The sequence below is a fragment of the Rhizobium freirei PRF 81 genome (assembly GCF_000359745.1).
Taxonomy (GTDB): Bacteria; Pseudomonadota; Alphaproteobacteria; order Rhizobiales; family Rhizobiaceae; genus Rhizobium; species Rhizobium freirei.
On record NZ_AQHN01000084.1, the window covers coordinates 502,241 to 516,844 of the forward strand.

The following is a 14,604-nucleotide window of genomic DNA, read 5'->3' on the forward strand; positions in this document are numbered from 1 at the left end:
GTCCGCGGCATCAATGGTCAGGCAAGTTGCAGTGGCTGGCGCGCAACCGCTTCCGACTTCTTGCTTTTGGTCTTCGTTGCCTTGCCGGCGACATAGACCTCAGCGATGCAGCGGTCGTCGCCCATGGTCTGAAGAATGAAGAGCTCCTCGGCGAGCGAAGTTGCTGTGCGCATGCGGAATTCCATTGCCGACTTGGCGCTGGAATCGAGCACGACGATATCGGCATCCGCCCCCGCCTGCAGCGAGCCGATCTGTCTTTCCAGTCCGAGCGCGAGCGCATTGCCGCGCGTCATGCGATAGAAGGAATTGAACGGCGTCAGTCGCTGGCCCTGCAGATGCAGAACCTTATACGCCTCATCCATGGTTTCCAGCATGGAGAAGCTGGTGCCGGCGCCGACATCGGTCGCGACAGACCAGCGCGCGCCGAGCTTGTCGAAACGAGCGGCATTGAAGAGGCCGGAGCCGAGGAAGAGGTTCGATGTCGGGCAGAACACGCCGACCGCGCCGGTTTCGGCCAGAACGGAAACTTCGCGCTCGCTCATATGGATGCAATGGCCAAGCAACATGCGGCTATTGAGCAGACCGTAGCGAGCGTAAATATCGGTGTAGTCCTTCGCCTCGGGATAGAGGGACGTGGCAAAGGCGATCTCGTCGCGATTTTCCGAGAGATGCGTCTGGACATAGCAGTCCGGATGCTCGGCGACGAGCGCTCTGCTCATCTCCATTTGTTCGGGGCTGGAGGTGATCGCAAAGCGCGGGCTGATCGCGTAATGCGCGCGGCCGCGGCCATGCCACTTCTCAATGAGCCGTTTTGTTTCGTCATACCCCTGTTGCGGCGTGTCGCGCAGCACGTCCGGCGCATTGCGATCCATCATCACCTTGCCGCCGATCATGCGCATGCCGCGGGCTTCGGCCGCCGCGAAATAGGCGTCGACGCTTTCCGGATGCACCGAGCAATAGGCAACCGCCGTCGTCGTACCGTTCGACAGCAGTTCGTCCATGAAGCGGTCAGCTACTTCTGCGGCATGGGCGGCGCGGGCGAACTTCTGCTCCTCGACGAAAATATAGGTGTTCAGCCATTCGAGCAGTTGCGCGCCATAAGACGCGATCGCCTGCGTCTGCGGGAAATGCAGATGCGTGTCGATAAGGCCGGGCAGGATGAGATTCGGCCGATGATCCGCGATATTGATATCGGCACCGGCAAGCTTGCTTATGTCGCCATAGGGGCCGATCTCAACGATCTTTCCGCCGCGGACAAAAACGGCGCCATCCTCGATATAGCGATAGGACGCGGTGTCATCGATGCCTTGCGGTTCGGCAAGAAAGGTCAGGACACGGCCACGGATCAGGACTTCATTCATTGGATCTTCTCCCCATTGACGGCACTTTCATACCAGGAAACGAGCAGGCGGCGCTCCTCGTCGGTTATGTGAGAGGCATTGGCCGGCGGCATGGCGTGGCTGCGGCCTGCCTGCAGGTAGATCTCTCGGGCATGGGCGGCGATATCGCGATCGGTTTCGAAGACGACACCCTTCGGAGGGGCGACGATGCCCTCCCAGCTCGGTTCCTTCGCATGACACATCGAGCAGCGCCCCATGATGGTGTCGCGAACTTTCGGGAAGGCCTGAGCCTCGACGAAAGGCTGCTGGATCGCCGAAAGCTTCGTGACCGGCTCGCCCGTCAGGATCTTCGGTACTGTGGAAAGCCACATGATGACGATGAAGAGGACGACGGTGACGATCCATGTCCAGGTCGGCTTGCCGGCATCGGCGTGGCGGGTGTTGAACCAGTGGCGGATCGTCACGCCCATCAGGAAGACGAGCGAGGCGATGATCCAGTTGAACTGCGTGCCGAAGGCCAGCGGATAGTGGTTCGACAGCATCAGGAACAACACCGGCAGCGTCAGGTAGTTGTTGTGCGTTGAACGCTGCTTGGCGATCCGGCCATATTTCGGATCGGGCGTGCGGCCGGCGATCAGGTCTGCGACGACGATCTTCTGGTTCGGAATGATGATGAAGAACACGTTGGCCGACATGATCGTCGCCGTGAAGGCGCCAAGATGCAGGAAGGCGGCGCGGCCGGTGAACAGGTGGGTGTAACCCCAGGCCACCGCGACCAGAATGAAATACAGCGCCACCATGAGCCGCGTATTGTCATTGCCGAAGGGTGACTTGCAGATCAGATCGTATATGATCCAGCCGCCCGCAATCGAAGCCAGCGAAATGGCGATCGCCACCGGCTTGGAGACGTCGAGGACCGCCGGATCGATCATGTAAAGGTCGGCCCCGGCGTAGTAGACGAGACAGAGCATGCCGAAGCCGGACATCCAGGTGACGTAGCTTTCCCATTTGAACCAGACGAGGTGGTTCGGCATGTTGGCCGGCGCCACCAGATATTTCTGAATGTGGTAGAAGCCGCCGCCATGGACCTGCCACTCCTCGCCATAGGCGCCTGGCGGCAGCGCGGGATGCTTCTTCAGGCCGAGATCGAGCGCGACGAAATAAAATGACGAGCCGATCCAGGCAATTGCGGTGATCACGTGCAGCCAGCGGACGGCAAAGGTCAGCCAGTCCCAGGCGATGGCATATTCGTACATGGGAACTCCCTCCCGATTTCCATGGGATTGTTTGCCATCGCTCGATTTTCTCGAAAATCCCGGTGAATCCGCCAACACTTTCAAAAAAATCTATAAGATCACCCCCGCTTTGTTCCGCACGCCGATGTGGTAGAAAGGGATATGTCCTATCTTGATAATGTCCGCGTCTTCGTTCGCGTGGTCGAACTCGGTACACTCTCGGCGGCAGGGCGCGACCAGCGCGTCACGCCTGCGGTGGCGAGCAATCGCATCAAGGAACTCGAGCGCCATCTCGGCGTGCGCCTCTTCAACCGCACGACGCGTAAGCTCTCGCCGACCGAACATGGCCGCGTTTTCTATGAGAAGGCGGTAAAGATCATCGAGGCCGTCAACGAGGCGGAGGCGGCGATCGCCGATCTCTCGCGCAATCCGAAAGGATCGCTCAGGATCACCGCGCCGCTCGGCATCGGGCGCCGGCTGGTCGCTTCGGGCATTCCCGAATTTCACGACAAATATCCGGATATCGAGGTGCGCGTCCGCCTGTCGGACCACAATGTCGATATTCTGGCCGAAGGCGTCGACGTCGCCTTCAAGCTTGGCGTGCTGGAGGATTCCAATCTGCGCATGCGCGGCATCCTCAATTGCGAGCGTGTGCTGTGCGCTTCGCCCGCCTATCTGGCGCGACGTGGCGTGCCGCCGACCGCGGACGCCTTGATTGCCGACAAGCACGACTGTCTTCTGCTGCGCTATCCCGGATCCAAGGAATATTACTGGACGCTGACGACGGCGGAAGGTCTTCGCAAATTCGAGGTCGCAGGTCCCTATGACAGCGATGATGGCGATGTCCTTACCCAATGGGCGCTGGAAGACCGCGGCATTATCAACAAGCCGCTGTTCGAGGTGAAATCATACCTGCGCGAGGGGCGATTGGTGGAGATCCTGAAGGAGAGCCCGCCGGCTCCGGTTCAGCTCGCCGCCATCTATCCGCATAAGCGCTTCCAGGATCCGAAGGTCCGCCTGATGATCGATTTCATGGCAGAGCGCTGTCAGCGGCTCATCGGCAAGCTGCTTGCGGACGAGCCGGCGGCTGCGGCTTCGTGATCCGAAAACCGCAGGTTGATCTCCGCTTGATTCATGTTAGTGACATCATATATGACTATCGGTAGTCATATGGAGAAGTGACATGAAGGAAATCCAGCTCAAGGATGCAAAGGCGACGCTTTCCGCTGTGGTCGATCAAGCCGTGGCTGGTGAGCCGACCGTTATCACCCGCCATGGCCGGAAGGAAGCCGTGCTGGTTTCCTTCGAAGAATGGCAGCGGATTTCCAGGGTGCCGGATTTCGCCGATCTGCTTTTGGCCTTTCCCGGCGAGACGGCAGATATTCCCGAGCAATCGCGAAAGCCCGCCCGTGCATTGCGTGAAAACGGCTTCTGATCTTGTATCTTCTGGACACCAATATCGTGTCGGCCGATGCACCGGCCAAGCGCCATGTCGGCGTTGACGCATTCGCAGCCTGGATGCGTTCGAATAGTGACCGGCTTTATCTTTCGGCAATCACGATTGCCGAGATCGAGGCAGGTATCGCCCGAGCGGCAAGAATCGGAGCGACGACGAAAGCGGAGCACCTGCGCCGCTGGCTCGCGGCGGTGGAACATTTCTATACCGGCCGTATCCTGCCCTTCGGAATTGAAGAGGCGAGACACGCTGGCCTGATGCTTGACCGGGCGCGTGCTCACGACCCTGGCTTTGAGGATATTGCCATTGCCGCGACCGCTGCTGCCCGCGGACTCACTGTTTTGACGGCCAATGAGCGCCATTTCGAGCCGCTTGGCGTGCCCCTTGCCAATCCCCTGAAGCAGTTACCCATTGTCCGATAACGGCTTTTGCCGTTCGGAAGCTTTTAGCGGCTGGCGGTCGCGGGTAGCTTTGCCCGATCTGCCGCCCAGGTCAGCGCCGCCGTCATGATCTCGGCCGCGGCAAGCGTGGCGATGACGGTCGGACGCTTGTCCTTCACCGCCGTTCCGCCGATCGGGCAAATCAGGCGATCGAAAAGCTCCGCCCGGCCGCTTTCGCGCGACAGCCAGTTTCTGAAGGTGGCACGCTTGGTCTTGGAGCCGATCATGCCGACATAGGCGGCATCCGCGCGCTTGAGCGCTTCGGCAGCGATGAGGAAATCGAGCGCGTGATCATGGGTGAGGATCACGAAACTGCTGCCGGCCGGGGCGTCGCGCACGACAGCCTCGGGCATCGCCGTCAGACAGGTCTCGATACGCGGCACCGTGCAGGCGGTGAGTTCGTCTTCGCGCGTATCGACCAGCACGACGCGCAGCGGCGCGAGAGAAAGCGCCATGGCAAGCGCATCGCCGACGTGGCCAGCCCCGAAAATATAGACATGTGGCCGTGCGGCCATTTCACGGTCGCTGCGAGCGACCAGCTTGTTCGCAAGCTCAGGATTGAGCGCCGTAAAGGCAAGCCCCACCCGACCGCCGCAGCATTGGCCGATCTCGGGGCCGAGCGGCACATTCATCGGCTCGGCCGCGAGGCCGGAACGCAAGGCCCGGCGCGCCTGGTCGATTGCCATATATTCGAGCTGCCCGCCGCCGATGGTTGCGAAAATCGCCCGTTCCGAAACCAGCATCCAGGCATCGGTATCGCGTGGCGCCGAGCCCGCGACGCCCGTTACCTCGACGAGGATCGACGCCGGTTCGCGGCGCAGAAAATCCCGGATATCTTCGTGGGCGGCGTGCATGACCTCACTCCTTTTGCGCAGCCTTCAGACGCTCGATCGCCATCAGCGCCCGCTCCGGCGTTGCCGGCGCATCGAGACGCGGGCAGATCTTGTGATCGGCGACGCTCGCCACAGCATCCGATAGCGCGTGCAGAACGGCAAGGCCGAGCGGCAGCGGCGGCTCGCCGACCGCCTTCGAGCGATGGATCGTCGGCTCATAGGCTTCCGACCAGTCGGTCAACGCCACATTGAAGATCTTCGGGCGGTCAGATGCAAGCGGGATCTTGTAGGTGGAGGGCGCATGCGTTCTAAGCCTCCCCTTGCCGTCCCACCAGAGTTCTTCCGTCGTCAGCCAGCCCATGCCCTGGATGAAGCCGCCCTCGATCTGACCGATATCGATGGCCTTGTTCAGGGAGCGGCCGGTATCATGGAGGATATCCGTGCGTTCGACCACATATTCGCCGGTCAGCGTGTCGATGGATACCTCCGAGCACGCCGCTCCGTAGGCATAATAGTAGAAGGCGTGGCCGCGCCCTGTCTTTCGGTCCCAATGGATCTTCGGCGTCTTGTAGAAACCGGCCGCCGAGAGCTGGACGCGGGCCATATAGGCCTTTTTGACGAGGTCGGAGAATGGCATTTCGATATCGCCGATGCGCACGCGGTTGGGCAGGAACACCACCTGATCGCGGGGAACCTGATGGCTTTCCGCTGCAAAGGCGATCAGCCGGTCCTTGATCTGGCGTGCGGCGTTCTGCGCCGCCATTCCGTTCAGATCCGCACCCGAGGAAGCGGCGGTCGGCGACGTATTCGGCACCTTGGCCGTCGTCGTCGCGGTGATCTTCACCCGGTCGAGGTCGATCTGGAATTCTTCCGCCACGACCTGCGCCACCTTCAGATGCAGGCCTTGGCCCATCTCCGTGCCGCCGTGGTTCATATGCACGGAGCCGTCGCTATAGACGTGGACCAGCGCACCGGCCTGGTTTGACTCGGTCTTGGTGAAGGAAATGCCGAATTTCACCGGGGTCAGCGCGATGCCGCGCTTGACGATGCGACTCTTTGCGTTGAACTCGGAAATAGTCTTTCGGCGCCCGGCATAATCGGCGCTTTCCTCCAGCTCGGCAACGATGCGCTGGATGATGCAATCCTCGACCTTCTGGTGATAAGGGGTGAGGTTGCGCTCACCCTTAACGCCCATCGCGTCATAGAAATTCAGCTTCCGGATCTCGAGCGGGTCCTTGCCGACGGCAAAAGCCACCTCGTCAATGACGCGTTCGGCGCCGACCATGCCCTGAGGCCCGCCAAAGCCGCGAAACGCCGTGTTGGAAACGGTGTTGGTGTAAAGCGGCGCCGACTTCGCATGCACATGCGGAAAGAAATAGGCATTGTCGCAGTGAAACAGCGCGCGGTCGCCGACCGGGCCGGAAAGATCGGCGGAAAATCCGGCCCGAAGCGCGAAGATATAGTCGACGGCAAGGATGCGCCCCTCGTCGTCGAAGCCGACATCGTAGTCGATGGCAAAATCATGCCGCTTGCCGGTGGCGACCATGTCTTCGTCGCGGTCGAGACGGACTTTGACGGCGCGTTTCAGCTTCTTGGCGGCGATTGCAGCGATTGCCGCACACTGGTTTGCCTGGGTTTCCTTGCCGCCGAAGCCGCCGCCCATGCGGCGAACTTCGATCGTCACGGCATTGCTCGGCACGCCGAGCGCATGGGCCACCATGTGCTGTGTCTCGCTCGGACCCTGGGTCGAACAATAGACGACGACCTCGTCGTCTTCGCCGGGCACGGCAAGCGAAATCTGGCCTTCCAGATAGAAATGGTCCTGGCCGCCCAGCCGCATGCGGCCCGTCACGCGACGCGGCGCGCTCTCAAGAGCAGCGGCGGCATCGCCGCGCTTCAGCGTCAGCGGCGTAACAACTTGCCTGTGGGTCGAAACGTCGAGATCCCAGATGTCGATATCGGCCGGCAATTCTTCATATTCGATCTTTGCCAGCGGCGCCGCTTTACGGGCCTGTTCGCGGGTTTCGGCGATCACACAGAAGATCGGCTGGCCATGAAACTCGACCTTGCCGGCGGCAAGCACCGGGTCGTCGTGCATGTAGGAGGGCGAGATGTCGTTGACGCCAGGCACGTCCTCATGGGTCAGCACGGTGACAACGCCGGGAGCTGCCCGCACGGCGGCAAGATCGACCGATTTCAGGATACCGTGCGCGACTGTGGACAGGCCGAGGCCGGCGTGAAGCGTCCCGGTCGGTTCGGTAATGTCGTCGATGTAAACGGCAGTGCCGGAGACATGCTTGTGAGCGGAGTCATGGCGAGGGCTGGAGTGGACGCCACCAACAATGGTTTCGGGTTTGAGGTCGGGACTGTGCTTGTTCATGGGTTCACGCGGCCTCGTATCTGGACACCTGAGCCGGTGCCGCATAGGGCGTCGTTTCCAGGTAGAAACGGAGCAGAAGGTTCTTGGCTGCCAGCGCACGATATTCCGCAGTAGCGCGCATGTCGGTCAGCGGCGAATAATCCTCGGCGTATTTCTCCATGGCGACCTCCACCGTCTGTTCGCTCCAGATCTGGCCGAGCAGCGCCTTTTCGACGGCGAAGGCCCGTTTCGGCGTTGCGGCCATGCCGCCATAGGCGATGCGGATTTCCGCCACCGTGCCGTCGTCGGCAAGCGCCATGCGGAAGGCGCCGAGCGTCGCCGTGATATCTTCGTCCCGACGCTTCGTCACCTTGTAGACGGCGAATTTTTCGCCCGATGCCGGGACCGGAATATGCACGGTTTCAACGAATTCACCGGGTTGGCGATCCTGCTTGCCGTAGGCGATGAAGAAATCTTCGAGCGGAATGGTGCGCCGGCTCGTGCCTTGACGCAAAGTGAGCGACGCGCCGAGCACGATGAGCGCCGGCGGCGTGTCGCCGATCGGCGAGCCGTTGGCGATGTTGCCGCCGATCGTCCCCATGTTGCGCACCTGCTGGCCGCCGATGCGGGCAATCAGCGGACCCAATGCCGGAATATGCTGCGAAAGCATTTCAATCGCTTCCGAGTAGGTAACGCCTGCGCCAATGGTGATGACGCCATCCTCCACCTCGATCGACTTCAATTCCTGCAGCCCGGCAATGAATACGACCGGCGTGATGTCGCGCATGTGCTTGGTCACCCAAAGGCCGACATCGGTGGAGCCGGCCACTACGGTCGCGGTCGGTGAGGTCTCCAGGACGGTCGCGAAATCATCGAGGCTTGCTGGCACAATTAGCCGGTGACGACCTTCGCCGATTTCGACACGCGCGCCGTCGCTAAGGGCCTTCAGCCGCGCGATCATTGTTCCACGCTCGACAAGCAACGGATCGTTTTGCGTCCCGCCATAGCTGGAAATAGCGCGGGCAGCGCGCAGGATCGGCTCATAGCCAGTGCAGCGACAGAGATTGCCCTGGAGCGCCGTTTCGATCTGCTGGTCCGTCGGGTTCGGCGTCTGCATCCAGAGCCCGTAGAGCGACATCACGAAGCCCGGCGTGCAAAAGCCGCATTGCGACCCGTGAAAATCCACCATGGCCTGCTGTACCGGATGCAGGCGATCGTCGCTGCCTGCCAGATGTTCGACGGTGACGACGTGGCATCCGTCAAGCGAGCCAAGGAAGCGAATGCAGGCATTGACCCCTTCGTAGACGAGCGCGCCCGCAGGTGTCAGCCGTCCCACAAGCACGGTGCAGGCGCCGCAATCGCCCTCGGCGCAGCCCTCCTTCGTGCCCTTCAACGAGCGTGAGAGCCGAAGCCAGTCGAGCAGCGTCTGGTCCGGCGCGACGTCATCAAGCGCAACCTCCTGGCCGTTGAGGATGAAACGCAATTCGGAGCGGATTGTCACCGGCATCATCGTCTAGCTCCCGCGATAGGTGGAGTAGCTGTAGCGGGAGAGAAGCAGCGGCACATGGTAATGCGCGCCCTCATCGCCAAGGCCAAAGCGGATCGGAATGAGATCAAGGAACATCGGGCCTTCGCTCGAGCGGCCAAGATAGTCGCCAGCGTGGAAGCGCAGCTCGTAGATGCCGGACTTCATGTCGTCGCCCGCCAGCAGCGGCGCGTCGCATCGGCCATCATCATTCGTCCGCGTGGATTTCAGGAGATGCAGCGCCTCTCCGTCCACCCGGTAGAGATCGATGCGCAGATCCTGGGCTGGCTTGCCGAGCGCCGTGTCCAGAACATGGGTCGTGAGCCGGCCGGCTCCTTGCGAATGAGACTGCATTTTCTTCTCCCGAACGTAGCGCTCCTGCATCCACTATCCCCCAGGCCTATTCCACTGAAAAGCAGCGGTATCGTTCGAGACTTTCAAATTTTCCAAGGGGAATAACGCGCGCATTTTGCGGTTAGAAATTTGTCATCGAAGACATTTGGAGGAGTGTTTCATGCGATATTGCCGTGACATGCACGGGTATGGCCAGACGCCGCCTGAGGCGCAATGGCCGGGCGATGCGCGCGTCGCCGTACAATTCGTCCTGAATTACGAAGAGGGTGGCGAGAACTGCGTGCTGCATGGCGACGCGGCATCGGAAGCCTTTCTGTCGGAAATCGTCGGTGCCGCCCAATGGCCGGGCCAGCGCCACTGGAATATGGAATCGGTCTACGAATATGGCGCTCGCGCCGGCTTCTGGCGCCTCCACCGGCTGTTTATCGAAAAGCAGGTCCCGGTCACCGTGTATGCCGTTGCGACGGCTCTGCAACGATCACCGGCGCAGGTCGCCGCCATGCTGGAAGCCGGTTGGGAAGTTGCTTCGCACGGCCTCAAATGGGTCGAGCACAAGGATATGGGGCCGGAGGAAGAGCGCGCAGCGATCGCCGAGGCTGTCCGCCTGCACACCCTCGTCACCGGCGAGCGGCCGCGTGGCTGGTATACCGGTCGCTGTTCCGTCAACACCGTCGATCTGGTGACGGAAGCCGGCGGCTTCGACTACATCTCCGACACCTATGCCGACGATCTTCCTTACTGGTACGAGCACGGTGGCCGCCAACAGCTGATCATCCCTTATACGCTCGATGCCAACGACATGCGTTTCGCGACGCCGCAGGGTTTTAACAGCGGCGACCAGTTCTTCAGCTATCTGAAGGATTCCTTCGATGCGCTCTATGCGGAGGGTGCCGCCGGCAGTCCGAAGATGATGAGCATCGGTCTGCATTGCAGGCTGATCGGACGGCCGGGCCGTGTCATGGCGCTAGCCCGCTTCATCGACTACGTCCGGAGCCACGACCGGGTCTGGATCGCACGCCGTGTCGACATCGCCGAACATTGGGCAAAGACCCATCCGCCGGAGCGGGTCGCGGAGCGACCCTCACAGATGCCGGAAGCGGACTTCGTCGAGCGTTTTGGCGGCATTTTCGAACACTCGCCCTGGATCGCGCAGCGTGCCTTCGCGGGCGAACTTTCGCCGGCAAACGATACCGCCATTGGGATCCATGCCGCGCTCACTTTTCAGTTCCGCGCTGCAAGCGAGGAGGAGCGGCTCGGCGTGCTGGTTGCCCACCCGGATCTTGCCGGGAAGTTGGCGCAGGCGAAACGCCTGACGGCAAGTTCGACGCAAGAGCAGGCATCTGCCGGCCTCGATGCGCTGACGGACGAGGAGCGCACCCACTTCACCGACCTCAACATCCGTTATGTCGAAAAATTCGGCTTCCCCTTCATCATTGCCGTGCGCGACCACTCGAAGTCGGGGATCCTCGCCGCATTCGAGACCCGGATGGAAAACGACCGCGACGCCGAGTTTGCCACCGCCTGCCGCCAGGTGGAGCGGATCGCGTTTCTGCGGCTTGCCGCCCTGCTCTCAGAAGGACAAGGCCGGCATGCGCGCGATCAACAGACCGCTGCATGAACGTCGAATGCCTGTATTGGAGCAACAGAGATGAGGAGAGCGTGAATGAAAGTGATTGAGATCCAGCCGTTGACGAACGCCGCCTTTTTTCCGTTCGGCGACGTGATCGAAATGGAAGGGGCGTATAACTACCCCATCAATGCCGGAAAATGCGTGCGCTATCATGACCTGGCGAAGGTTGAGACAACGGGCGAAAAGGCGCGGGCGATGATCAGCCTCTTGCGCGGCGAGCCATACGAGCTGCCCCTGGAACTACGCATGGTCGAGCGGCATCCGCTCGGGAGCCAGGCCTTCATACCGCTGACGGACTATCCATTCCTCGTCGTCGTCGCCAAGGAGACTGCGAATGGGCCGGCTGAGCCTTTGGCCTTCCGCACGAAGCCGGGGCAGGGCGTCAATATCGGCCGCAATGTCTGGCATGGCATCCTCACCCCTCTCGATGGTCCCTCCGATTTTGCCGTGGTCGATCGCGGCGGCGAGGGCGTAAATCTCGAAGAGCATTTCTTTGACGAACCGTTCCTGATCCGCTGATCGCGGAGCAGGCGGGAGCTTAGATGATGACAGGGGCGCCGCTGTTGCGGCGCCCCTTTTTGCGGGTAAGTCTCTCTCATTCCAGGTTGGAGATGCCGAGCGATAAGCCCGCTTGCCGTGCTTCTCCGCGGCTCTTGAGACGCTCGGCCACGATAGAGGCTCTTAGTTGGCGGCCACAGCGAGCTTCGAATGCGATCGGAAACGGCGTCCAAAATGGTCTCTAAATGCAAAGGAGCCGGGCCATCCCGTCGGATGGCCCGGCTCCTTGAAATGCGCTGCCGCCTTTAGTCTGCGAAGAAGGCGAAGCGGACGATGAACAAGGCCGCAACGATCTGCGTCGCCACATGAAGTGTCGACCAGCGGCCGGTGAAAACCTTCAGGACGACATAGCTGATGAAACCGAAAGCAAGGCCGTTGGCGATCGAGTAGGTGAATGGCATCGCGAGCGCCGTGAGCGCTGCCGGTGCTGCTTCCGTCAGATCATCCCATTCGATTTCTGTCAGCTCACGCATCATAAGACCGGCTACGTAGAGCAGCGCCGGAGCGGTTGCATAAGCGGGAACGGATGCCGCGAGCGGCGAGAAGAAGAGGGCGGCGATGAAGAGCACGGCAATCGTCAGCGCCGTCAGACCCGTGCGACCGCCTGCCTGAACGCCCGAAGCACTCTCGACATAGGCCGTGGTGCTGCTGGTGCCCATCAGCGAGCCGGCAACAATGGCGGCGCTGTCGGCAAGCAGAGCCCGGCTCAAGCGGCTTGGTTTGCCTTCCTCGAGCAGTTTCGCCCGCTTGGCGACACCGATCAGCGTTCCCGTGGCGTCGAAGACTTCGACGAGCACGAAGACGAGAATGATATGGACGAGGCCGCCATGGAGAGCGCCGACGATATCGAGCTGCAGAAAGGTCGGCATGATCGAGGGTGGCGCCGAAACGATGCCGTGGAACTGGCTGACGCCGAAGATCCAGGAGAGGACGGTGACGGCGAGAATGCCGATCAGGATAGAGCCCTTCACTTTCATCGCATCGAGAACAGCGATGACGAAGAAGCCGAAGATTGCGAGGAGCGGGCCGGTCTGCTTCAGGTCTCCGAGACCGATCAGCGTCGCCTTGTTGGCAACGACAATGCCGGCGCTCTTGAGCGCAATGATTGCGAGAAACAGACCGATACCGGCAGCGATCGCGCTTCTGAGCGAGCGCGGAATGCCGGCAATCAGCCAGCTGCGCACGCCGGTGACCGTCAGGAGAACGAAGATGGAGCCGGAGATGAAGACGGCGCCGAGCGCCTGCTGCCAGGTAAAGCCGAGTGCGGCGACGACCGTGAAGGCGAAGAAAGCGTTGAGCCCCATGCCCGGCGCCATGCCGATCGGCCAATTGGCGACAACGCCCATGATGATCGAGCCCAATGCCGCTGCGAGACAGGTCGCAACGAAGATGGCATTCCGGTCCATGCCGGTGGTCGACAGAATGTCCGGATTGACGAAGATGATGTAGGACATCGTCAGGAATGTCGTCACGCCTGCGATGAGCTCGGTGCGCACGGACGTGCCGTGCTCACTCAATTTGAAAATTCGTTCAAGCATTGTTCCTCCCAAAGCGTTCCCGACGCTCGTAAAATCATGGAGCTTGCCAACATCTCCTCCGATGCGGGCCGCGAGAAGCGACTATGAGCGCTTCGTAGCGAAGGTGGATTGTGCGCTTTTAATGGGTTTGGACGCTAGAGCCGGATTTCCCTGCAATTCGCGAAAGACATTCTAATTTTTCAAGCTATTTCTGCGCGAAATGCTACCGGTCTCGAGGCGATCGGCTCGTAATGAAAGCCGTCGTTCGGTCGAGGGGCAATCGTCCGATACCGTCGATCAGGCAGGAACGATATGGGCCATATTTATAGCGGCGCTGTGACAAGGCCAAACTATTTTCAGCCGGATGGCGAAACCGTACCGCTTCCCCGTCCCGTTTCCATGTTCGGTCGATTGATGACCTCTTCCATATTCCAGGCCATCATTCTCGGTCTGCCATCGAAGGAATATCGCAGGCGAAATATATTTGGTTCGTGTTGCAACCCATCATGCGAGCGCTAAAAGGCGAATTTTGAATATCGAGACAACAACTATGGATAGTTTGAGACTCCAGGAGCAAATAATGATCGCGGCAATTTCCAATAAAAGGTAAGGATAGATAATATCTCGACTTGCCAAGACTGCAGGTGATGGCTATGTCGCACTTGCAAGACCAAAGCCATCCAAGCTGATCTTCCGCCAACTGCTGCCCTATACGGAGCGCACTCCCGAACAACATGGCTAAACCTACAAAACCCTTCATCATCGAAATTAAGACCTCTCGCCGAACGAAGGCGAGGCCAGCGGAGCAAACGAAATCGATATGGGGCTCGTTTGCTTCCGAACTCAGGCAGGATTCGGCAGAGCGCGAGGAACCGTCGGTTGCTGCGACCGCTGACGCGGACTGCTCCGAGCCGTCGGATATCAGTTTGGCTGCTGCGGTTGAATGCAATGAAGCAGAACCTTTGCCACCCAAATCCGATTTCATCGATAAATGGGCTGCCAAAAGGGCGGAAAAGCCGAAGACTGGCGCGGCAGATATCGTGGCAACATTCCTGATGCGGATCGAACGGCAAAAGACATTGCTTGCTGAATTCGCGGCCGATCCCGCCGGCTTTACAAGCTGGCGCTCGGCGTGGTTTCGCCAGGTAGCAGGCGGCTTCGGCATAGGCATCGGTTACGATCTGATCGATGCTGGTGGTGGTCTTCGCTATATTGTCGTCGATACGCTGCAGGATGTCTGCGAGTTTCTCGACGATCTTGGTCATCACGCTCAGACCGATTTGAAGTTTCAGCGCGCCTTGAGCGAGAATCGGCTGATTCGTGCCAGCCGCAGGATTGGTGCCTGAGCACTTCGAGT

At 60.5% G+C, this 14,604-nt stretch carries 13 protein-coding genes; 6 read left to right on the plus strand and 7 right to left on the minus strand.

Going from position 1 to position 14,604, the window contains the following annotated elements; genetic code table 11:
- Positions 1–17: 17 nt before the first annotated feature.
- Entirely contained in the window at positions 18–1,361 is a 1,344-nt protein-coding gene (guaD, locus tag RHSP_RS25695; protein WP_004125388.1) for a guanine deaminase, read from the minus strand.
- Positions 1,358–2,596: a urate hydroxylase PuuD gene (locus RHSP_RS25700; protein WP_004125390.1), complete on the minus strand. Its 1,239-nt coding sequence runs from the start codon at positions 2,594–2,596 to the stop codon at positions 1,358–1,360. The genes guaD and RHSP_RS25700 overlap by 4 nt, the downstream gene beginning before the upstream one ends.
- Positions 2,597–2,737: 141 nt before the next feature.
- Between RHSP_RS25700 and RHSP_RS25705 the strand changes: the two genes are divergently transcribed.
- From RHSP_RS25705 to RHSP_RS25715, 3 genes are all read left to right on the plus strand, one after another.
- Positions 2,738–3,676: a LysR family transcriptional regulator gene (locus RHSP_RS25705; RefSeq protein ID WP_004125391.1), complete on the plus strand. Its 939-nt coding sequence runs from the start codon at positions 2,738–2,740 to the stop codon at positions 3,674–3,676.
- 82 nt (positions 3,677–3,758) lie between these two features.
- Entirely contained in the window at positions 3,759–4,010 is a 252-nt protein-coding gene (locus RHSP_RS25710) for a type II toxin-antitoxin system Phd/YefM family antitoxin (protein ID WP_004125392.1), read from the plus strand.
- A gap of 2 nt (positions 4,011–4,012) precedes the next feature.
- Positions 4,013–4,453: a PIN domain-containing protein gene (locus tag RHSP_RS25715; protein ID WP_004125393.1), complete on the plus strand. Its 441-nt coding sequence runs from the start codon at positions 4,013–4,015 to the stop codon at positions 4,451–4,453.
- A 23-nt stretch (positions 4,454–4,476) separates the two neighbouring features.
- On the opposite strand, the gene xdhC is transcribed toward RHSP_RS25715, so the two are convergent.
- The 4 genes from xdhC to uraH are packed head-to-tail and all read right to left on the minus strand — an operon-like array spanning position 4,477 to position 9,542.
- Positions 4,477–5,325, minus strand: a complete 849-nt coding sequence (gene xdhC / locus RHSP_RS25720) for a xanthine dehydrogenase accessory protein XdhC (RefSeq protein ID WP_004125395.1) — start codon at positions 5,323–5,325, stop codon at positions 4,477–4,479.
- A 4-nt stretch (positions 5,326–5,329) separates the two neighbouring features.
- Positions 5,330–7,684 (minus strand): xanthine dehydrogenase molybdopterin binding subunit, encoded by a 2,355-nt coding sequence (xdhB, locus tag RHSP_RS25725; RefSeq protein WP_004125397.1) that lies wholly within the window; start codon positions 7,682–7,684, stop codon positions 5,330–5,332.
- Between the two features lie 4 nt (positions 7,685–7,688).
- Entirely contained in the window at positions 7,689–9,173 is a 1,485-nt protein-coding gene (gene xdhA, locus RHSP_RS25730) for a xanthine dehydrogenase small subunit (protein ID WP_004125398.1), read from the minus strand.
- Positions 9,174–9,176: 3 nt separating this feature from the next.
- Positions 9,177–9,542 (minus strand): hydroxyisourate hydrolase, encoded by a 366-nt coding sequence (gene uraH / locus RHSP_RS25735; RefSeq protein WP_004125401.1) that lies wholly within the window; start codon positions 9,540–9,542, stop codon positions 9,177–9,179.
- A gap of 160 nt (positions 9,543–9,702) precedes the next feature.
- Between uraH and puuE the strand changes: the two genes are divergently transcribed.
- Together puuE and RHSP_RS25745 are read left to right on the plus strand one after the other, a co-directional pair.
- A complete protein-coding gene (gene puuE / locus RHSP_RS25740) occupies positions 9,703–11,160 on the plus strand; it encodes an allantoinase PuuE (protein ID WP_004125402.1) in 1,458 nt (485 codons plus the stop codon).
- Between the two features lie 45 nt (positions 11,161–11,205).
- Positions 11,206–11,691, plus strand: a complete 486-nt coding sequence (locus RHSP_RS25745) for an ureidoglycolate lyase (protein ID WP_004125404.1) — start codon at positions 11,206–11,208, stop codon at positions 11,689–11,691.
- 284 nt (positions 11,692–11,975) lie between these two features.
- Here RHSP_RS25745 and RHSP_RS25750 read toward each other — a convergent pair whose 3' ends face one another.
- Positions 11,976–13,268, minus strand: coding sequence for an NCS2 family permease (locus tag RHSP_RS25750; RefSeq protein WP_037154445.1), 1,293 nt, complete (start codon positions 13,266–13,268; stop codon positions 11,976–11,978).
- Positions 13,269–14,209: 941 nt separating this feature from the next.
- Between RHSP_RS25750 and RHSP_RS35715 the strand changes: the two genes are divergently transcribed.
- Positions 14,210–14,593, plus strand: a complete 384-nt coding sequence (locus tag RHSP_RS35715; protein ID WP_240535507.1) for a hypothetical protein — start codon at positions 14,210–14,212, stop codon at positions 14,591–14,593.
- Positions 14,594–14,604: the final 11 nt, after the last annotated feature.